The organism is Actinoallomurus soli (assembly GCF_024055715.1).
In the GTDB taxonomy this organism is placed as follows: domain Bacteria; phylum Actinomycetota; class Actinomycetes; order Streptosporangiales; family Streptosporangiaceae; genus Actinoallomurus; species Actinoallomurus soli.
The window spans coordinates 102281-120826 of record NZ_JAMXMV010000022.1; the positions used below are offsets into that span (position 1 = coordinate 102281).

19 protein-coding genes are annotated in these 18546 nt (G+C 71.2%); 13 read left to right on the forward strand and 6 right to left on the reverse strand.

The annotated features are described in order from the left end of the window. The first annotated feature begins 2 nt into the window (after window positions 1-2). Genes sufD through NDW01_RS35580 form a run of 6 tightly spaced genes read left to right on the forward strand, consistent with a single transcriptional unit; the run spans window position 3 to window position 4267 of the window. Window positions 3-1118: a Fe-S cluster assembly protein SufD gene (sufD, locus tag NDW01_RS35555; RefSeq protein WP_252828743.1), complete on the forward strand. Its 1116-nt coding sequence runs from the start codon at window positions 3-5 to the stop codon at window positions 1116-1118. Then, window positions 1115-1429, forward strand: coding sequence for a non-heme iron oxygenase ferredoxin subunit (locus NDW01_RS35560; RefSeq protein ID WP_252785948.1), 315 nt, complete (start codon window positions 1115-1117; stop codon window positions 1427-1429). Before sufD ends, NDW01_RS35560 begins: the two co-directional genes overlap by 4 nt. 7 nt (window positions 1430-1436) lie before the next feature. Next, a complete protein-coding gene (sufC, locus tag NDW01_RS35565; protein ID WP_252785947.1) occupies window positions 1437-2189 on the forward strand; it encodes a Fe-S cluster assembly ATPase SufC in 753 nt (250 codons plus the stop codon). Next, window positions 2186-3466 carry a cysteine desulfurase gene (locus NDW01_RS35570; protein ID WP_308211851.1) on the forward strand — a complete coding sequence of 427 codons (1281 nt, stop codon included), beginning with the start codon at window positions 2186-2188 and terminating at the stop codon, window positions 3464-3466. Before sufC ends, NDW01_RS35570 begins: the two co-directional genes overlap by 4 nt. Before the next feature lie 37 nt (window positions 3467-3503). After that, on the forward strand, window positions 3504-3950 hold the full coding sequence (gene sufU, locus NDW01_RS35575; protein ID WP_252828744.1) for a Fe-S cluster assembly sulfur transfer protein SufU: 447 nt from the start codon (window positions 3504-3506) through the stop codon (window positions 3948-3950). Beyond that, window positions 3947-4267, forward strand: coding sequence for a metal-sulfur cluster assembly factor (locus tag NDW01_RS35580; protein ID WP_252785945.1), 321 nt, complete (start codon window positions 3947-3949; stop codon window positions 4265-4267). Before sufU ends, NDW01_RS35580 begins: the two co-directional genes overlap by 4 nt. Before the next feature lie 22 nt (window positions 4268-4289). On the opposite strand, the gene NDW01_RS35585 is transcribed toward NDW01_RS35580, so the two are convergent. After that, complete coding sequence (locus NDW01_RS35585) at window positions 4290-4802, reverse strand: hypothetical protein (protein WP_252828745.1); 513 nt, start codon at window positions 4800-4802, stop codon at window positions 4290-4292. A 96-nt stretch (window positions 4803-4898) separates the two neighbouring features. Here NDW01_RS35585 and NDW01_RS35590 point away from each other — a divergent pair, with 96 nt between their 5' ends. Next, the gene (locus tag NDW01_RS35590; RefSeq protein ID WP_252828746.1) at window positions 4899-5483 is read left to right on the forward strand and encodes an HD domain-containing protein; all 585 of its coding nucleotides are present in this window, start codon (window positions 4899-4901) and stop codon (window positions 5481-5483) included. A gap of 30 nt (window positions 5484-5513) precedes the next feature. Here the strand turns inward: NDW01_RS35590 and NDW01_RS35595 are convergent, their stop codons facing one another. From NDW01_RS35595 to NDW01_RS35610, 4 genes are all read right to left on the reverse strand, one after another. Next, complete coding sequence (locus NDW01_RS35595) at window positions 5514-6653, reverse strand: EAL domain-containing protein (RefSeq protein ID WP_252828747.1); 1140 nt, start codon at window positions 6651-6653, stop codon at window positions 5514-5516. A 202-nt stretch (window positions 6654-6855) separates the two neighbouring features. Beyond that, window positions 6856-7251: an ABC transporter permease gene (locus NDW01_RS35600; RefSeq protein ID WP_252828748.1), complete on the reverse strand. Its 396-nt coding sequence runs from the start codon at window positions 7249-7251 to the stop codon at window positions 6856-6858. 57 nt (window positions 7252-7308) lie between these two features. Further along, on the reverse strand, window positions 7309-8367 hold the full coding sequence (locus NDW01_RS35605) for a DUF2330 domain-containing protein (protein ID WP_252828749.1): 1059 nt from the start codon (window positions 8365-8367) through the stop codon (window positions 7309-7311). 362 nt (window positions 8368-8729) lie between these two features. Beyond that, window positions 8730-8969, reverse strand: a complete 240-nt coding sequence (locus NDW01_RS35610) for a hypothetical protein (RefSeq protein WP_252785938.1) — start codon at window positions 8967-8969, stop codon at window positions 8730-8732. A gap of 303 nt (window positions 8970-9272) precedes the next feature. On the opposite strand from NDW01_RS35610, the gene NDW01_RS35615 reads away from it, so the two are divergent. The 5 genes from NDW01_RS35615 (at window position 9273) to NDW01_RS35635 (ending at window position 14406) form a co-directional block, all read left to right on the forward strand. Next, window positions 9273-10871, forward strand: a complete 1599-nt coding sequence (locus NDW01_RS35615; protein WP_252828750.1) for an ABC-F family ATP-binding cassette domain-containing protein — start codon at window positions 9273-9275, stop codon at window positions 10869-10871. Between the two features lie 126 nt (window positions 10872-10997). Further along, complete coding sequence (locus NDW01_RS35620; RefSeq protein WP_141961196.1) at window positions 10998-11210, forward strand: helix-turn-helix domain-containing protein; 213 nt, start codon at window positions 10998-11000, stop codon at window positions 11208-11210. A 121-nt stretch (window positions 11211-11331) separates the two neighbouring features. Further along, window positions 11332-12117 (forward strand): enoyl-CoA hydratase/isomerase family protein, encoded by a 786-nt coding sequence (locus NDW01_RS35625; protein WP_252828751.1) that lies wholly within the window; start codon window positions 11332-11334, stop codon window positions 12115-12117. Between the two features lie 291 nt (window positions 12118-12408). After that, window positions 12409-13467, forward strand: coding sequence for a biotin synthase BioB (bioB, locus tag NDW01_RS35630; RefSeq protein ID WP_252828752.1), 1059 nt, complete (start codon window positions 12409-12411; stop codon window positions 13465-13467). Between the two features lie 102 nt (window positions 13468-13569). Further along, window positions 13570-14406 carry an aldo/keto reductase gene (locus tag NDW01_RS35635; RefSeq protein WP_252828753.1) on the forward strand — a complete coding sequence of 279 codons (837 nt, stop codon included), beginning with the start codon at window positions 13570-13572 and terminating at the stop codon, window positions 14404-14406. 47 nt (window positions 14407-14453) lie between these two features. On the opposite strand, the gene NDW01_RS35640 is transcribed toward NDW01_RS35635, so the two are convergent. Then, window positions 14454-16322 carry a Xaa-Pro dipeptidyl-peptidase gene (locus NDW01_RS35640; RefSeq protein ID WP_252828754.1) on the reverse strand — a complete coding sequence of 623 codons (1869 nt, stop codon included), beginning with the start codon at window positions 16320-16322 and terminating at the stop codon, window positions 14454-14456. A 265-nt stretch (window positions 16323-16587) separates the two neighbouring features. Here NDW01_RS35640 and NDW01_RS35645 point away from each other — a divergent pair, with 265 nt between their 5' ends. Then, window positions 16588-18522 (forward strand): ABC transporter ATP-binding protein, encoded by a 1935-nt coding sequence (locus tag NDW01_RS35645; RefSeq protein WP_252828763.1) that lies wholly within the window; start codon window positions 16588-16590, stop codon window positions 18520-18522. Window positions 18523-18546: the final 24 nt, after the last annotated feature.

The following is an 18546-nucleotide window of genomic DNA, read 5'->3' on the forward strand; positions in this document are numbered from 1 at the left end:
TCATGGGTCTCGAGACCAAGCAGCTGTCCACCCTCCACGAGCACGCGTCGTACGACGTCGCCGACTTCGCAGTCCCGGCCGGGCGCGAGGAGGAGTGGCGCTTCACGCCGCTGCGCCGGCTGCGCGACCTGCACAAGGGCGTGGCGGCCGCCGGCAAGGTGATCGTGGAGGTGTCCGCCGCGCCCGAGGTCACCGTGGAGACGGTGGGCCGCGACGACGAGCGCGTCGGCAAGGCGTACGTCCCCTCCGACCGCGTCAGCGCGCAGGCGTACGCCTCGTTCGCCCACGCGACCGTCGTGAGCGTGCCCAAGGAGGTCGTGGCGACCGAGCCGACCGTCCTCACGCTGCGCGGCGAGGGCGGCGTCGCCTACGGTCACACCACCGTCGTCCTGGAGCCGTTCGCGCAGGCCACGGTCGTGCTGGACCACATCGGCTCGGCCGCCTACGCCGACAACGTCGAGTTCGTCGTCGGCGACGGCGCCTCGCTCACGGTGTTCAGCCTGCAGAACTGGGCACCGGACGCCGTCCACCTGTCGCATCAGCACGCCAAGCTGGGCCGGGACGCGCGGTTCAAGAGCTTCACCGTCAGCCTGGGCGGCGACGTGGTGCGCATCGCCCCCTCCGTCGCGTACGACGCGCCGGGCGGCGACGCCGAGCTGTACGGCCTCTACTTCGTCGACGGCGGCCAGCACCTCGAGCACCGCCTGCTCGTCGACCACACCCAGCCGAACTGCCGCAGCCGCGTCGACTACCGCGGCGCGCTGCAGGACGAGGACGCGCACGCCGTCTGGATCGGCGACGTGATCATCCGGGCCGAGGCCGAGGGCACCGACACGTACGAGCTGAACCGCAACCTCGTGCTCACCGACGGCACGCGGGTCGACTCGGTCCCGAACCTCGAGATCCTCACCGGTGAGGTCGCCGGCGCAGGGCACGCCTCGGCGTCCGGCCGCCTCGACGACCAGCACCTGTTCTACCTTCAGGCACGGGGCATTCCGTACGACACCGCCCGGCGGATGGTCGTCCGCGGATTCCTGGGCCAGCTCGTCGACAAGATCGACGTGCCGCAGCTGAAAGAGCGGGTCATGGCCGCCATCGATGAGGAGATCGACCGATGAGCTTCACGCGCGCCTGCGCCCTTTCCGAGCTGCCCGCCGAGGGCGCCCTCGCGGTGGAGATCGACGGCACGCCCGTGGCGGTCGTCCGCGCCGACGGCGAGGTCTACGCGCTGCGCGACGTCTGCTCCCACGCCGAGGTCGCCCTCAGCGAGGGTGAGGTCTACGACCGCACCATCGAGTGCTGGCTGCACGGCTCGTGCTTCGACGTGCGCACCGGCAAGCCCACCAACCCGCCGGCCACGCAGCCGGTCCCCACGTACCCAGTGAAGATCGAGGGCGACGACGTGTACGTGTCGCTCAAGGAGTCCTGAAATCACCATGGCCACGCTTGAGATCCGCGACCTGCACGTCTCCGTCGAGGACAAGGAGATCCTCCGGGGCGTCGACCTGTCCGTGAAGGCGGGCGAGACCCACGCCATCATGGGGCCGAACGGCTCCGGCAAGTCCACCCTCGCCTACGCCATCGCCGGTCACCCGAAGTACACCGTCACGAGCGGCGAGGTCCTCCTGGACGGCGAGAGCGTCCTGGACATGGCCGTCGACGAGCGCGCCCGCGCCGGGCTGTTCCTCGCGATGCAGTACCCGGTCGAGGTGCCGGGCGTGTCGGTGTCGAACTTCCTGCGCACGGCCGTCACCGCGGTGCGCGGCGAGGCACCGAAGCTGCGGGAGTTCTCCAAGGAGATGCGCTCGGCAATGGCCGAGCTGCAGATCGACCCGGCGTTCGCCCAGCGCAACCTGAACGAGGGCTTCTCCGGCGGTGAGAAGAAGCGCCACGAGATCCTTCAGCTCGAGATGCTCAAGCCGAAGGTCGCGGTGCTCGACGAGACCGACTCCGGTCTCGACATCGACGCGCTGAAGATCGTCTCCGAGGGCGTCAACCGCTTCCGCTCCGGCGGCGAGACCGGCGTGCTGCTGATCACGCACTACACCCGCATCCTCCGCTACGTGAAGCCGGACTTCGTGCACGTCTTCGCGGCCGGCCGCGTCGTCGAGGAGGGCGGCCCGGAGCTGGCCGAGCTGCTGGAGAACGAGGGCTACGAGCGGTTCACGAAGGCGGGCGCGTCCGCGTGAGCATCGACGTCGAGAGGATCCGGGCGGACTTCCCGATCCTGACCAGGACCGTCCGCGACGGGAAGGCCCTGGTCTACCTCGACAGCGCGAACACCTCGCAGAAGCCCCGCCAGGTGATCGACGCGATCGAGGACTACTACGCCCGGCACAACGCGAACATCCACCGGGCCACGCACCAGCTCGGCGAAGAGGCGACCGAGGCGTACGAAGGCGCCCGGATCAAGGTCGCGAACTTCATCGGCGCGGGCAGCGAGACCGAGGTGGTGTTCACCAAGAACATCTCCGAGGGCATCAACCTCGTCGCCTACGCCATGGGCAACGCGGCCACGGCGGGCCCGGAGGCCGAGCGGTTCCGCGTCGGCCCGGGCGACGAGATCGTCATCACCGAGATGGAGCACCACTCCAACATCGTGCCGTGGCAGCTGCTCGCCCAGCGCACCGGCGCGACGCTCCGCTGGTTCCGGGTGACCGACGACGGCCGTCTCGACCTGAGCGACATCGACGAGCTCATCAACGAGCGCACGAAGATCGTCGCGGTCGCGCACCAGTCGAACGTCCTCGGCACGATCAACCCGGTCCGGCTCATCGCGGACAGGGCGCACGCGGTCGGCGCGCTGGTGCTCGCCGACGGCGCGCAGGCCGTGCCGCACATGCGGGTGAACGTCCAGGAGCTCGGCGTCGACTTCTACGGCTTCACCGCGCACAAGCTGTGCGGGCCGACCGGCATCGGGGTGCTGTGGGGCCGCGCCGAGCTGCTCGAGACGCTGCCGCCGTTCCTCGGCGGCGGTGAGATGATCGAGACGGTGGCGATGGAGGGCTCGACGTTCGCGCCGCCGCCGCACAAGTTCGAGGCCGGCACGATGCCGATCGCCGAGGCCGCCGGGCTCGGCGCCGCGATCGACTACCTGAACGCCCTGGGCATCGACGACATCGCGGCGCAGCAGAACGAGCTGCTGGCGTACGCGCTCAAGTCGCTCACCGCGGTCGGGGGCGTGCGGATCCTCGGGCCCACCGAGGCCGAGGACCGCGGCACCGCGATCTCCTTCACCCTGGAGGGGCCGGACGGCCGCGAGATCCACCCGCACGACGTCAGCCAGGTGCTGGACGCCCACGGCATCGCCGTGCGCGCCGGTCACCACTGCGCCCGCCCGCTGCACCGGCGCTTCGGGGTGACCGCGAGCACCCGTGCGTCGCTGTACTTCTACAACACCACGGCCGACGTCGACGCGCTGGTCGAGGGACTGCGGGAGACGCAGAAATTCTTCGGCAGCGCCTGACGTTGCACCCCATCGGCCGCTGTGAGAAGGGAAGCAGATGCAGCTCGAGTCGATGTATCAGGACATCATCCTGGACCACTACCGGAACCCTCACCACAAGGGCCTCCGGGAGCCGTACGACGCCGAGGTGCACCATGTGAACCCGACCTGCGGTGACGAGGTGACCCTGCGCGTCCGGCTCGACGGCGACGAGGTCGCCGACGTGTCGTACGACGCGATGGGCTGTTCGATCAGCCAGGCCAGCGCCTCGGTGATGACCGACCTCGTCATCGGCAGGCCGGTGAAGGACGCGATGGTGACCGGTGACGAGTTCCTCAAGCTGATGCAGTCGCGCGGGCAGGTCGAGCCCGACGAGGACATCCTCGAGGACGCCGTCGCCTTCACCGGGGTGTCGAAGTACCCCGCCCGTATCAAGTGCGCCCTGCTCGCCTGGATGGCGTGGAAGGACGCGACCGCGAAAGCCATGGAAGGCAGCGACGCATGAGCGACACGAAGGTCGCCGAGGACGACGTCCTCGAGGCGATGAGGGACGTCGTCGACCCCGAACTCGGGATCAACGTGGTCGACCTGGGCCTGGTCTACGGCGTGAACATCGACGACGACAACGTCGTCGTCCTCGACATGACCCTCACGAGCGCGGCCTGCCCGCTCACCGACGTGATCGAGGACCAGACGGCGAGCGCCCTGGAGGGCCTGGTCGAGAAGGTCACGATCAACTGGGTGTGGCTGCCGCCGTGGGGCCCGGACAAGATCACCGAGGACGGCCGCGAGCAGTTGCGCGCCCTCGGCTTCAACGTCTGAGCCCTCCGGCCTCCGGGCCCGTTCAGTCCAACCCGGCATGCCGGCGCCAGCCCGCCGGCTGCTGGGAGTTGGCGATCCACTGGTCCGTGTAGCGCAGGACCGCGGTCAGCGCGTCGAGCGCACCGGCGGGCCCGCCGGTGCGCCACGAGGTCTCCACGATCGTGTGGTGACCGGGGTGCGCGGTCTCGCAGCGGCAGGCGATGGTGAGGCTCGCCCCGAGCCGGCAGTGGTCCGGGTAGAAGTCGATCGACTCCATCCGGATCGCCACCTCGAGCCAGTCGTCCCCGGCCTCGTACGTATGGCAGTCGTAGATGCGGCGGGCGGGCGGATGCCACATCCACTGGCCGGGCCGTGGCCCGCCCGTCCCGCCGACGGCCGACGGCGCCGGATGGCGGGCCTGCCACTGGCCGGTCAGGGTGAGGAAACGCGCGCGGACCTCCGTGCCGTCCCACGCCGGTCCGAAGATCGCGGCCAGCGGGAGCGCCCTGGGCCATATCCACACCGCGACGGCATGATCATCGGGCGGGTTTCGCACCGTGCAATCATGCCGCGATCGTACGGTTCGGCGCACGCTCGGGGACGATCGAGACGACCTCGTGACGGTGCCCGGTCACCTGGAGGAGAAGGCAGCGTGGAGACCTTCACGAACTGGCGGACCTGGGAGCAGGCTCGCGTCGCCCTGACGTCGCACCCCGTGGACGTGGCGACCCTGGACCGCGCCGCCGAGGCCGCGCTGCGCTGGCACGGCGAGCAGCGGCGGCCCACCGGCGCGCCGTACGCCGAGCACCTGTTCGAGGCTCTCGAAGTGCTGGTCCGCGGTGCCGGCGTCACCGACACGGACGTGCTCGTCACGGCCCTGCTGCACGACACGGTCGAGGACACCGCCGCGACGCTCGCCGACGTCGAGGGCGCGTTCGGCCCGGAGGTCGGGGAGCTGGTGGACTGGGTCACCAAGCCGCCGGTGGAGGGCAAGGCCGCCAAGCGCGCCGCGAAGGTCGCCTATCTGCGGCGCCTGCGCGACGCCCCCCGCGAGGCGATCCTCGTGAAGCTCGCCGACCGGGTCAGCAACGTGCAGACGCTGGACCGGATGCCGCCGGACTTCCAGCGCCGCTACCACGCCGAGACGGTCACCTACGTCGTGCCGCTGGCGGCGGGGGAGCCCTGGTTCGCCGCCTGGTTCGCCGCGTGGCAGGAGCGCTTCGCCCACCTGCGCTGACCGCGATGCCGGACGGCCGGCGGCCGGGTCTCAGTGGTCGAGCGCGGCCAGACTGCGGATGAGGTCGCCGACCCGCGCGATGCCGAGGCAGCGGCCGATCTCGTCGATCACCACGAGATCGTCGTAGACGCGATCGGCGTCATCGCCCGCCGCGCGCAGGGCCGCGATCGCGGGCACGGTCCTGGGCACCGGCCGGGGCGGGTCGGCCAGCCGCGCGGCCGGCCGGTGGGCGTGCAGGGCGTGACCGTACGCGCCGGCCAGCCGGAGCAGGAAACGGGTGCGGTCGACCGTGTGGCGGGGGCGTTCGGTCTGGTCGACGAGGACGACGCTGCTGGTGGCCGGCTCGGCGTTGAACACCGAGAGCACCTCTTCGGCGGTGGCCGTGTCGGGCATCACCGTCGCCGGCATCATGAACTCGGTCACGCGCGGGCCGAGCCGGTCGCGCTCCGAGTCGCGGGCGCCGACCGGGACGGTCACCGGCATGCCGGGTCGCCAGTGCCGTGGCGTCAGCAGCGGTCCCTGCGCCAGCCGCACTCCGCGTCCCCGCAGATTCGTGAGCTGGTCGTCGGAGACGACGCCCGGAGCGAGCACGTGCCCGCCGGTCCGGCGGCCCAGCGCGACGAACGCCTCCGCGATCGCGGCGCGCCGGGGGTCCGCCGCGGCCCGCCGGGTGACCGCGGGGTCGAGGATCAGGACCGTCGGCGCCATGTCGGCGACGAACCGGGTCGGCAGGTCGCCCACCTCCAGGGCGAGGAGGTATCCGGCCGAGCGGAGCCCGCCGAGCCGGGCGGCGGCCTCGTCGAGCGACATTCCGGCCGGGCCGCCCGTCATCGAGACGATGACGCCGCCGGGACGGCGGCCCAGGTCCGCCAGCGTCCGGTGGAGCCGCTCCATCGGCCGGTCGTAGGAGAGGGTGCCCATCCGAAGGACGAGCTGAAGGGGGAGCAGCGTCTCCGACCGGGACAGGGCCCGTGCCGCGTGGATCGCGCGGTCCACCTCGGCGTCCGGATCGGGGACCGACGCGCCGGGCACCGAGGGGGCGACGGCCACGACCGTTCCGGTGTCGAGATCGACGATCGGGTGGAAGGTGACACGCTCCAGAGGCGAGGCGTGGGAACGCCCCGCGAATGCGGACTCCGGGCCGCCAGGGGCGGCGGCGAAAGCTGTCACGGAACGATTCTGCGATGTTCTCGTGGCTTCGGTGCCCCGTTGACCTCAGTATTCATCGGGAATTTCACCGATTGCCGCCATTGTGATAACGGGCGGCCCCTGCCACGGCCGGCGGGCTTCCGTAACCGGCGGAATCCGAGTCGGCTTCAGCGCCGCCCGGTCGGCTTCAGCGCGCCGCCCGGTCGGCCCGTACGCAGGCGGCTCAGTAGGTGCGGTTCAGCATCAGGACGGACAGGAAGTAGGTCACCCCTGCCACGGCGGCGAGACCGGCGAGCAGGCCGATCTGGGCGCCGCGCAGCGCCTGGACCAGCATGGCCGCCACGATCACACCGACCAGCACGTCACCGGTCATGGCGGCGGCCCGCAGATGGATCCCGGAGCGCCGGCCGAGCCCGAACGCCTCATGCAGGGTGAGGACCGACTCGCCGCGCCGGTAGGCCAGCAGCGCGCCGTAGCCGAGGAGCACGGCCAGACCCACCAGGCCCGTCGTCACGTGCCCTCGGGCGGTCTCGGTGGCGCCGGTCGCCACGCCGGCGGCCACGGCGAGCGCCGGTGCGATCCACCGGCCCGCGCGTCGGCGGTCGGGAGCGATCCACATGCTCGGCATCCTCCCACCGCGTGACCGTTCCCAAACCCACGGTGACGGGGATGTCGATCAAAGGCCAGGCCGGATCGCGCGCCGCGCCCGGCGTCTCCGGCGCCGGGTCAGGAGGAACGCCACCAGGGCCACGAGCACCGCCACGGGCGCCGCGAGGACCCACAGGACCGCGGGCAGGCCCAGGAACGTCACCAGTCCGCCCTCCTCGTACTCGACCTGCTGATAGGGCGTGTCGGCGGTGTACGCGAAGCCGAGGTCGTCGGTGAAGTCGGCCGGCGGGATCCCCTGGCGTACGAACTCGGTCAGGAACGCGCCGCCGCCGAGGAGGGAGCGCAACCCGGGAGAGGCGACCTGCGCGGGGCGCACCCGGCCCGCGTACGTGGTGAACAGCCCCAGGCCGCGGACGGTGACCCGGTGCGGCGCGAGCACGTACAGGTGCACGGCCTGGGGAGTGCTCGCCAGCCGGGACAGCCGTATCGGGTAGACCGGGGCGTCCGCGGCGAACCTGATGCGCAACGGGTCGAGCTCCCCCGAGAGCTGACCGCTCCGGGGAGCCAGCCGGACCGCCGTGTACGTCCACCGCCGCGCCACGTACGGTGCGAGCGCCTGGCCGAGGCGGCCCTTCAGGTGGTAGCCGTGCGACGTGAGCCACGCCGCGAGGGCGCGGGGATCGGCCGCCGACAGCGTCGTCACCTCGAAGGGGCCGAGACGCTGCTGAGCGAGCACACCGACCCGGCCGCCCGCCGGCGCCGGGGCGCCCGCCACGCGGGTTCCGCCGCCGAGATCCGGAAGCCAGTGCCTGCGCCGGACGACCTTCGGCGCGGTGAGCCGGTCCAGCTGGTCGAACCAGCCGCGCTCGCCGAGCGTCACCGTGGCGCGGGACGGGGTGGGCATCAGCCAGGCGGCGTCGCGGGCGCTGGACCGCACCGACAGCCGCATGACGATCTCCTCGGACGAGCCGTCATAGCGGACGATCGAGGTCTCCGCGGCGACGTCGACCCCTGAATTCGTCGCGGTGATCAGAGCCCCGCAGCCACAGGCCCAGGACGGCCGCACGACTCCGAGCGCTGCTGCGGCCACCACGAGCGGCACCAGGATCCGGGTGAGCGTACGCATGCCCGCTCAGACGCGGGCGTCGGCACCGCGGTTGCGCGCCGTCGATCACGATCGGGTCACTCCCGGACACGGCCGGGAGCCGGTCCCCGGCCGGCGCGCCGGGGAGTAGGAGGCTCAGTACGGGAGCGGGCGGCCGGAGGGAGTGCGCAGGTCGAGCTCCACGACCGGGTTCGGACGCGGGCGCTTGATCTTGATCTGGATACGACGCATCAGAAGACCTCATCCTCGGGCGGGGAAGCGGGGCGGAACGGTCGATGTCCACTCTCGTCTCCGAGGGGACACGCGACCACGGGGAGACTCCCCGTTCGGATACCTGGATCGAACCGGGACGGGGGCCGGGCGGAGGTCGTTCCGGGCGGGGGTCACTCCTTGCCGAGTCGCCTCAGCAGGTCCGCGCGCCTGTCCTCCATCCGCTGGAGGATCGCCTCCTGCTCCTCGGCGTTCTGCAGCTGGACGGACCGCTCCTCCGGGTCGGTGGGGCCGTCCTCCTGCTGCCCGATCGTCCGGCGCAGGTCCTCCACCGCCGGACGCACGGACGCGATGTCGTCCTCGACCACCCGGAGCTCCTCCTCCAGCTCCTCCCTCGAGCGTTCCTGGGGCATCACGGGCCTTCCTCTCGTCCTCGGTCACGACCCGCCCGGGTCGGCGAGCCGCTTCGCCGTAGACGCTTCCCCTGATCCCGGCCGCCACACGTGTTCAAGATCACCGAGTCGGACCGTTCCTGATCATCGAGCGGGGCCGCGCCCGCGACGATGTCAAGATCCATGGGCTGCGTCCCCTACACTGGGGGCATGCTTGCGAGCTGATCAGGCGCTCCCAGGGCGCGGCCGGGCCATCGGGCCTCCGGGCGGCGCCCTTTTCGTCGTCCCGCCTCTCCCAGCCCGCCCCCCAGGAGCGTTCCCACTGTGATCACCGCCCGTGACATCGAACTCCGCGCCGGCTCCCGTCTGCTGCTCGAGGGAGCCTCGTTCCGCGTCAACCCCGGCGACCGCGTCGGCCTGGTCGGCCGCAACGGCGCCGGCAAGACCACCCTCACCAAGGTGCTCGCCGGCGAGGGTCTGCCGGCCGCCGGAGAGGTGACGCGGTCCGGCACGATCGGCTATCTTCCCCAGGACCCGCGCACCGGCGACCTGGAGGTCCTCGCCCGCGACCGCATCCTGTCCGCGCGCGGCCTGGACGAGGTCATCAGCCAGATGCGCGAGGCCGAGCTGAAGATGTCGACGGCCGAGGGTGCCGAACGCGACAAGGCGGTCCGCAAATACGGCCGCCTGGAGGACCGGCTGCACGTGCTCGGCGGGTACGCCGCCGACGCCGAGGCGGCCTCCATCGCCTCCAGCCTCAACCTCCCGGACCGGGTGCTCGGCCAGCCGCTGCGCACGCTGTCCGGCGGCCAGCGCCGCAGGGTGGAGCTGGCCCGCATCCTGTTCTCCGGAGCCGACACGCTCCTGCTCGACGAGCCCACCAACCACCTGGACGCCGACTCGATCACCTGGCTGCGCGACTTCCTCAAGACGCACCAGGGCGGGCTGATCATGATCAGTCACGATGTCGGCCTGCTCGACGCCGTCGTGAACAAGGTCTTCCATCTCGACGCGAACCGGTGCGTCATCGACATCTACAACGTCGGCTGGAAGACCTACCTCACCCAGCGGGAGACCGACGAACGGCGCCGCAGGCGCGAGCGCGCCAACGCCGAGCGCCAGGCGGGCACCCTGCAGGCACAGGCCGACAAGATGCGCGCGAAGGCGACCAAGGCGAAGGCCGCCCAGCAGATGGAACGCCGCGCGCAGCGCCTCCTGGCCGGGGTCGAGGGCGAGCGCCAGGCCGACAAAGTGGCCCGGATTCGGTTCCCCGCGCCGGCTCCGTGTGGCAAAACGCCGCTCATGGCACGAGCTTTGTCCAAATCGTACGGTTCGTTGGAAGTCTTCACGGATGTCGACCTAGCGGTTGATAGGGGCAGTCGGGTCGTCGTCCTGGGCCTCAACGGAGCGGGCAAGACGACCCTGCTGCGCCTGCTCGCAGGCGTCGAAAAGCCCGATACCGGCGAGCGTGTCGACGGGCACGGCCTGCGCCTGGGGTACTACGCGCAGGAGCACGAGACCCTCGACGTCGACCGTACGGTCCTGGAGAACATGCGCTCGGCCGCTCCCGACCTCCCGGAGACGGAGGCGCGCAAGATCCTGGGGTCGTTCCTGTTCACCGGAGACGACGTCGACAAGCCCGCCGGCGTGCTGTCCGGAGGCGAGAAGACACGCCTCGCGCTGGCCACTCTCGTCGTCTCCAGCGCCAATGTGCTGCTCCTCGACGAGCCCACGAACAACCTCGATCCGGCGAGCCGCGAGGAGATCCTGGCCGCCCTCCGGACGTACGCCGGGGCGATCGTTCTGGTCACTCACGATGAGGGTGCGGTGGAGGCGCTGCAACCGGAAAGAGTGATCTTGCTTCCGGATGGTGTTGAGGACATCTGGAGTGACGAATTTTCCGATCTCGTGGCACTTGCCTGACCTGCAGCGCAACCTTGACACAACGAAGCAGATCTTTTCTGGCGTAGTGGGTAGCCGATCGCGCGCGAATGTCTGATCATGGCTGGGGATAACGCAGCGGTCACCGCATCACTACGGGAGGTACTCGTGGCCGAGACCCTAAAGAAGGGCACCCGCGTGACCGGTGCCGAGCGAGATAAGTTGGCGGAGCAGTTGAAGAAGCGCTACGACTCCGGCGAGAGCATCCGTGCCCTGGCTGCCGCAACCGGACGGTCGTACGGCTTCATCCACCGCATCCTCACCGAGTCCGGCGTGAACCTGCGCGGACGCGGCGGAGCGACCCGCGGTAAGAAGTCCTGACGGACGGCTACTCCCCCCAGCTCTCGGCGCCGGACCGCATGAGAGGCCACCGTGCCCGACCCGCTAAGGTCGGGCACGGTGGCGGGCCCGTCCGCCACGACGCGCGCATGGAAGGAGCGTCATGGCGGACTCACCGCTCGACCCTGCCGAGCTTCAGCGAGCAGGCCTGCGCCTCGACGTCGACGGCGCCGTGGCGACGATCAGCCTTGCCCGGCCGGAGCGGCGCAACGCCCTGACCTTCAGCACCTGGCACACCCTCGCCCGCATCGGCGAGACGCTGCCCGACACCGTCCGCGTCGTCGTCGTACGCGGCGACGGGCCGTCCTTCTCCGCGGGCATCGACCTGCGTCTCTTCAGCCCCGAGGGAGTGCCCGGCGAGGACACCTCCGCTCCCCGCGACGAGGCCTTCATCGCGGGACTCCAGGCGGGCTACCTCTGGCTGCGCCGCCCCGACATCGTCTCCATCGCCGCGGTGCAGGGACACGCGATCGGCGGTGGCTTCCAGCTCGCCCTCGCCTGCGACCTGCGCGTGGTGGCCGACGACGTGAAATTCGCCATGAAAGAGCCCGCGCTCGGCATCGTCCCGGACCTCACCGGCACCAAGCCGCTCGTCGACATCGTCGGCGTGCCGCGCGCCCTGGAGCTCTGCCTGACGACGCGCACCGTCTTCGCCGAGGAGGCCGCCCGGCTCGGCCTTGCCGAGCTGGTCGTGCCCGCCGCCGAGCTCGACTCCGCGGTCGCCGACCTCGTCGCGGCGATCCTGCAGGTCCGGCCGGAGACCGCGGCGGCGACCAAGCGGCTCATCCGGCAGGCGCCGCACAACACCCTCGAGGAGCAGGCGGCGGCCGAGCGCCGCGAACAGGTGCCGCTGCTCGGTGGTCCGGCCGCCGCGCCGGCGGCCTCCTGAGGCCACCGGCCCGCTCCGCCGCCGCACGGTCCGAAGCTCCGCCGGGCCCCTGACGCCGCCGGTCCGCTCCGCCGTCGGCTGGTCCGAGGCTCCGCCGCGTTCTCAAGGCCGGTCCGCTCCGCCGCCGGGCGGTCCGAGGCTCCGCTGAAGGCCGGTTCGGCTTCGCCGCCGGGCGACCCGACGCTTCTCCGGGCCCCTCGCGTCAAGTGGACCACGCCTACAAGCCACGGTCCGCCCTGTTGTGCCGTTGGCTCCTCCGAGCCCCGGCCGGAACACGGCAGACTCGCCCCCATGGACGATCTCGTGGATCCGATCGTGGCCAAGGCGATGCGCCGGGAGGCGCTGTCCCGCGATGAGGCCCGTACGGTGCTCGCCGTCTCCGATGAGGGCACGCTCGAACTGATCGCGGCGGTCGGGCGGGTGCGGAGGGCGTTCTTCGGCGACCGGGTGAAGCTGAACTACCTGGTCAACATGAAGAGCGGCCTGTGCCCGGAGGACTGCTTCTACTGTTCGCAGCGCAAGGGGTCCGACGCCGACATCCTGAAGTACTCCTGGCAGGACACCGAGGAGATGGTCCGCGCCGCCGACAAGGCGGTCGCGCGCGGCGCCCGCCGGGTCTGCCTGGTCGCCAGCGGCCGCGGCCCCGCCCAGCGGGACATCGACCGGGTCAGCGCGGCCGTCCGGGAGATCGCCGCACGCGACGTCGAGGTCTGCGTGTGCCTCGGCCTGCTGAAGCCCGGCCAGGCCGAACAGCTCCGCGCGGCCGGGGCGTTCGCCTACAACCACAACCTCAACACCAGCGCCGAGCGCTACGGCGACATCTGCACGACCCACGGTTTCCAGGATCGGGTGGACACGGTCAACGAGGCGGCGGCCGCCGGGCTGTCCCCGTGCTCGGGAGCGATCTTCGGGATGGGGGAGGGCGACGAGGACGTCATCGACGTCGCGTTCGCGCTGCGGGAGCTGAGTCCGGACTCGGTGCCGGTGAACTTCCTCATCCCGTTCGAGGGGACGCCGCTGGCCGGGAGGTGGGAGCTGACGCCGCTGCGCTGCCTGCGCATCCTCGCGCTGTTCCGGCTGGTCTTCCCCGACGTGGAGGTGCGGCTGGCCGGCGGACGGGAGATCCACCTGCGCGGCCTGCAGCCGCTGGCGCTGCACGTCGTGAACTCGATCTTCCTCGGCGACTACCTCACGAGCGAGGGGCAGGCCGGCGACGACGACCTGCGCATGATCGCGGATGCGGGCTTCGTCGTCGAAGGCGCCGAGCGGCCGTCCGGGCCGGAGGCCCGGCACGACCTCGTCGCCATCCGGGACCGAGGAATAGGAACCGACATAGAGGGCAACACGTGATGGTCCGCCCCATCGGCGGCAAAACGGACCCGGTCGGAGGCGCGTTCCGGCCGGGCCCGTACCCTGCGGAGACGTAACACCGACGACAACGGAAGGACTCTTGTGCCAACCGTCCCGACCATCACCCTGAACACCGGCGCCGCCATCCCGCAGCTGGGGTTCGGTGTCTGGCAGGTTCCCGACGAGGAGGCCGTCTCGGCGGTCGGCACCGCCATCGAGGCGGGCTATCGCAGCATCGACACCGCGGCGGCGTACGAGAACGAGGAGGGCGTCGGCAAGGCCATCGCGTCCGCCGGCGTACCCCGCGAGCAGCTGTTCGTCACCACGAAGCTGTGGAACGGTGACCAGGGGTACGACGCCGCGCTGCGGGCGTTCGACCTGAGCCTCGACAAGCTCGGGCTCGACTACGTGGACCTCTACCTCATCCACTGGCCGCTGCCGGCCAAGGACGCCTACGTCGAGACCTGGAAGGCGTTCGAGAAGGTCTACAACGAGGGCCGTGCCAAGGCGATCGGCGTCTCGAACTTCCAGATCCCGCACCTGCGGCGGCTGTTCGAGGAGACCGACGTCGTCCCCGCCCTCAACCAGATCGAGCTGCACCCGTACCTCCAGCAGGAGGACCTGCGGGCGTTCCACGCCGAGCACGGGATCGCGACGGAGGCATGGAGCCCCCTCGCCCAGGGCGGCGGGCTGCTCAAGGACGACACGATCACCCGGATCGCGGCCGAGCACGGCAAGACCCCGGCGCAGATCGTCCTGCGCTGGCACGTCCAGATCGGCAACGTGGTGATCCCCAAGTCGGTCACGCCGTCCCGCATCAGGGAGAACATCGAGGTCTTCGACTTCGAGCTGAGCGACGACGACCTGGCCGCCATCGCCGGCCTGAACCGCGACGAGCGCACCGGCCCGGACCCGGACACCTTCAACCTCGGCGCCTGAACGGGCTGCGAAGGGCGGGCGGCGTCACGCCGCCCGCCTTCGTCGTCTCAGCGCGGGGCGACCGGCAGGTGCAGCGTGCTGACCCCGGGCCGCACGCTCAGCCTCGTGCCGGCCGGATAGCGCAGCGTGTAGTCGTAGTCGGTGGACAGCACCACGACGCCCAGCCGGTGGCCCGCCTTGAAGACGTAGTCGTTCGGCTGGAGGTCCCAGGTGAAGTCGTACATCTTCCCGGCCTTGACCGGCTCGGTACGGGCCGGGTCGTGCCGGTTGCGGGCGTCCAGCCAGCCCCGCGTCACGATCTTGAACGGCTTGGTCTCCGTGACGTGCGCCGTCCTGGTGGTGCAGCCGTCGTCGCCGGGCACCCCCTCGCCGTAGCAGACCTGCTCGCCCGTGCTCGCCACCGCGCCGGTCGGGCGTGTGTCGGTGCCGTAGTCGACCAGCAGCGCGGTGAGGTACGGCGAGCGGCCGTCGAGGGACGCGCGCAGGGAGATGCGCGGGGTGCCGCCGACCCGCACCGGCTTCGTGAGCTCCGGCGTCAGGTAGACCAGGCGGTTCGGGTCGGAGGTGGCCGGGTCGGCCGCGAGCTGCTCGGCCGTCCGGGTACGGCCCGCGTCGACCATCGACTGCGCCGCGCCGCGCTGTGGCCTGGCGGCCAGGTCACCGGAGGCGTTCAGGTGCAGGTCGACGGTGCGCGTGCCGGGCTCCGGCCAGTCCGCGTGCTGTTCCCACTGTCCCGGCGCCCGTTCGATGTCGACCCGCGGCTCCTGCATGATGCCGTTGTCGATCCCGTACAGCCAGTGGTCGAACCAGTGGTGCGTCTGCCGCAGCCACTCCTCGATCCGCCAGCGGAACGGCGTGTTGTGGTTCGCCTGGTGCAGCCACAGCTTCCGGGGGACGCCGGCGCGGGCGAGTGCGTTCCACCACTGCACCGACTGCTTGGTCTTGACGTTCCAGTCGTTCAGGCCGTGCACGACGAACACGGCGGCGCGCACCTTGCGCGCGTCCTGCACGTAGTTCCGCTCGTCCCAGAACCGGCTGTAGTCGCCGGTGTCGCGGTCCTGCCTCGCCTCGATGTCGGCGATGACCTGCCGGCAGATCTCCCGGTCCGGCCGCGTGTAGACGTACTTGGCCAGGACGTCCAGGTCCTCGCCCTGGAAGCCGCCGGGCGCGACGACGCCGCCGTTGGCGCGGTAGTAGTCGTACCAGGAGGAGATCCCGGCGATCGGCACGATCGCCTTCAGGCCCGGCACTCCCGTCGCGGCCGCCATGTTCGGCAGCGTCCCGTCGTAGGACTGACCGATCATGCCGACGTTCCCGGTCGACCAGGTCGCCTTGACGGGCGTGCCGTCGGGGGCCCAGCCGCGGGCGCGGCCGGTCAGCCAGTCGACCGCGGCGCGGGCCCCGGCCTGCTCGTTGCGCGCGCCGGAGGTCGGGCAGCCGGTCGAGCCGCCGGTGCCGAGGCTGTCGAGGTCGGCGACGGCGTAGCCGCGCGGCAGGAAGTAGTTGTCGTAGTAGCCGGGGAAGGCGCCGGCGAGGACGTCGGCCGACCGGTTCTGCCGCAGGCCGCGTGCGCTCAGGCCGTCGATGTCGACGTCGTGGTTCGGCACGTCGTTGCCGCCGGCCCAGTACGGGCTGGGCTCGACGATGGTCGGGACCTTGAGGCCCTGGTCGGTCTCCTTGGGACGCATGATGCGCATCTGCACCCGGTCCCGTACGCCGTCGTGGTCGCTGTCGACCGGGACCTCGATGTTCACCGTCTGGGTGATGGCGTCGGCGCGGGAGAACACCGGCTGGGTCTCGCCGCCGGATACCGTGACGTGAGGGGACGGGGCGGCCTGGGCGGGGTGCGCCGAGACGGCGGGCACGGCGGTGACCGCGGTGATCGCGAGGACCACGCCGAGCGTGCGTTGTCGCATGGGGGGCTCCGTGGGGGTTGGTCGGGGCTTGTGACATTCCACGCAAGATCGACATCCGGCACAAGCCCTTTCCGGGAGAACTAGGTCCCCGGGCCGGGGTGGGCTCGGCCGGACGTCGGATGGCGGAGACCCGCGCGGATGGCGCAGGCTGGTTGAAGGCGAGCGACGAACCGGGATATCGGGGGAATCAACCGACCATCCGGTACGTTCTTGCCGACACGCTTACATGATTACGTCCTGAACCGTCGGGAGGACCGCCGTGGGGATGCCGGACAACGGCTGGATGATGATGGCGTCGTTCCGCCGCGACAGGTCGGTGGTCAAGGAGAGACTCAAGGCCGGCACGGTGCGCCGCATCGCCGGCTACGCCCGCCCGTACACCCGGGAGCTCGTGCTCTTCCTGGCGCTGAACGCCGTGGCCGCCGTCATCGTCGTGGCCAACCCGCTGCTCCTGAAGACCATCATCGATCGCGGGATCGTGCCGCACCGGACCGGGATCGTGATCGCGCTGGCCTCCACCGTCGCGGGCCTCGCCCTGGTGGAGGCGCTGATCGGGCTCGGCCAGCGCTGGTACTCCGCGCGCATCGGCGAGGGGTTGATCTACGACCTGCGCACCCAGGTGTTCGACCACGTGCAGCGCATGCCGGTCGCGTTCTTCATGCGCGCCCAGACCGGTTCGCTGGTCAGCCGCCTCAACAGCGACGTCATCGGCGCGCAGCGCGCCCTGACCACCACGCTCTCCTCCGTCGTGTCCAACGTGATCAGCCTGATCCTCGTGCTCGTCACGATGTTCGTGCTGTCCTGGCAGGTCACGCTGGTCGCGCTGGTGCTGCTGCCGATCTTCATCTTCCCGGCCAAGTGGGTGGGCCGGCGGCTGCAGAAGATCAGCCGGGAGCAGATGCAGCTCGACGCGGAGATGAGCTCGCTCATGACCGAGCGGTTCAACGTCGCCGGCGCGATGCTCGCCAAGCTCTACGGCCGTCCCGAGGAGGAGTCGGCCGGCTTCGCCGACCGGGCGGAGCGGGTGCGCGACATCGGGGTGACCTCCGCGATGTACGGGCGGGTCTTCTTCACCGCCCTCACGCTGGTGGCGTCGCTGGCGACCGCCATGGTGTACGGCGTCGGCGGCTCGCTCGTCGTGGACGGCAGCTTCCAGCTCGGCACGCTCGTCGCCCTGGCGACGCTGCTCACCCGCATGTACGGTCCGCTGACCGCGCTGTCCAACGTGCACGTCGACGTGATGACCGCGCTGGTCAGCTTCGACCGGGTCTTCGAGGTCCTCGACCTGGCGCCGATGATCGACGAGAGGCCCGACGCCCGGCCGCTGCCGGAGCGCCCCGCTTCGGAGGAGGTGCTGCCCTCCGGTCCGGCCGACCCCGATCCGTCCGGCGCGCCGGCGATCGAGTTCGACGACGTGGTGTTCCGCTACCCGGCGGCCGCCGAGGTCTCGCTGGCCTCCCTGGAGTCGATCGCGCGGACCGACACCGCGCCGAGCCGGGAGGTCCTGCACGGGGTCGGCTTCCGCGCCGATCCGGGGACGATGACCGCGCTGGTCGGGCCCTCGGGCGCCGGCAAGACGACGATCACCCAGCTGGTGTCCCGGCTGTACGACGTCACGGACGGCGCCGTCCGCATCGCCGGGCAGGACGTACGGGACACGACTCTCGCGTCGCTGCGCGACACGGTCGGCGTCGTGACCCAGGACGCGCACCTGTTCCACGACTCGATCCGCGCCAACCTCGCGTACGCCCGGCCCGAGGCCACCGACGAGGAACTGGTCGAGGCGCTTCGGGCCGCGCAGATCTGGGACCTCGTCGACGCCATGCCCGACGGCCTCGACACCGTCGTCGGCGACCGGGGTTACCGGCTGTCCGGCGGCGAGAAGCAGCGGCTGGCCATCGCCCGGCTGTTGCTGAAGGCGCCCTCGGTCGTCGTGCTCGACGAGGCGACCGCCCACCTGGACTCCGAGTCCGAGGCGGCGGTGCAGCGGGCCCTGCGCACCGCTCTGGCCGGCCGCACGTCGATCGTGATCGCCCACCGGCTGTCGACGATCCGGGAGGCCGACCAGATCCTCGTGATCGACGATGGCCGCGTCGTCGAGCGGGGCCGGCACGACGAACTCCTCGCCGAGGGCGGGCTGTACAGCGAGCTCTACCACCGGCAGTTCGCCCGGCAGGACGTGCCCGACGCCGTGCGCTGAGACCCTTCCCGGTGGTGGGGGGGG

What these genes read in the sequence shown, in the direction of transcription:
- sufD (WP_252828743.1), top strand. Translation starts at nt 3, where the DNA reads ATGGGTCTCGAGACCAAGCAGCTGTCCACCCTCCACGAGCACGCGTCG.
- NDW01_RS35560 (WP_252785948.1), top strand. Translation starts at nt 1,115, where the DNA reads ATGAGCTTCACGCGCGCCTGCGCCCTTTCCGAGCTGCCCGCCGAGGGC.
- sufC (WP_252785947.1), top strand. Translation starts at nt 1,437, where the DNA reads ATGGCCACGCTTGAGATCCGCGACCTGCACGTCTCCGTCGAGGACAAG.
- sufU (WP_252828744.1), top strand. Translation starts at nt 3,504, where the DNA reads ATGCAGCTCGAGTCGATGTATCAGGACATCATCCTGGACCACTACCGG.
- NDW01_RS35580 (WP_252785945.1), top strand. Translation starts at nt 3,947, where the DNA reads ATGAGCGACACGAAGGTCGCCGAGGACGACGTCCTCGAGGCGATGAGG.
- NDW01_RS35600 (WP_252828748.1), bottom strand. Translation starts at nt 7,251, where the DNA reads ATGTGGATCGCTCCCGACCGCCGACGCGCGGGCCGGTGGATCGCACCG.
- NDW01_RS35605 (WP_252828749.1), bottom strand. Translation starts at nt 8,367, where the DNA reads ATGCGTACGCTCACCCGGATCCTGGTGCCGCTCGTGGTGGCCGCAGCA.
- NDW01_RS35610 (WP_252785938.1), bottom strand. Translation starts at nt 8,969, where the DNA reads ATGCCCCAGGAACGCTCGAGGGAGGAGCTGGAGGAGGAGCTCCGGGTG.
- NDW01_RS35625 (WP_252828751.1), top strand. Translation starts at nt 11,332, where the DNA reads ATGGCGGACTCACCGCTCGACCCTGCCGAGCTTCAGCGAGCAGGCCTG.
- bioB (WP_252828752.1), top strand. Translation starts at nt 12,409, where the DNA reads ATGGACGATCTCGTGGATCCGATCGTGGCCAAGGCGATGCGCCGGGAG.
- NDW01_RS35640 (WP_252828754.1), bottom strand. Translation starts at nt 16,322, where the DNA reads ATGCGACAACGCACGCTCGGCGTGGTCCTCGCGATCACCGCGGTCACC.
- NDW01_RS35645 (WP_252828763.1), top strand. Translation starts at nt 16,588, where the DNA reads ATGCCGGACAACGGCTGGATGATGATGGCGTCGTTCCGCCGCGACAGG.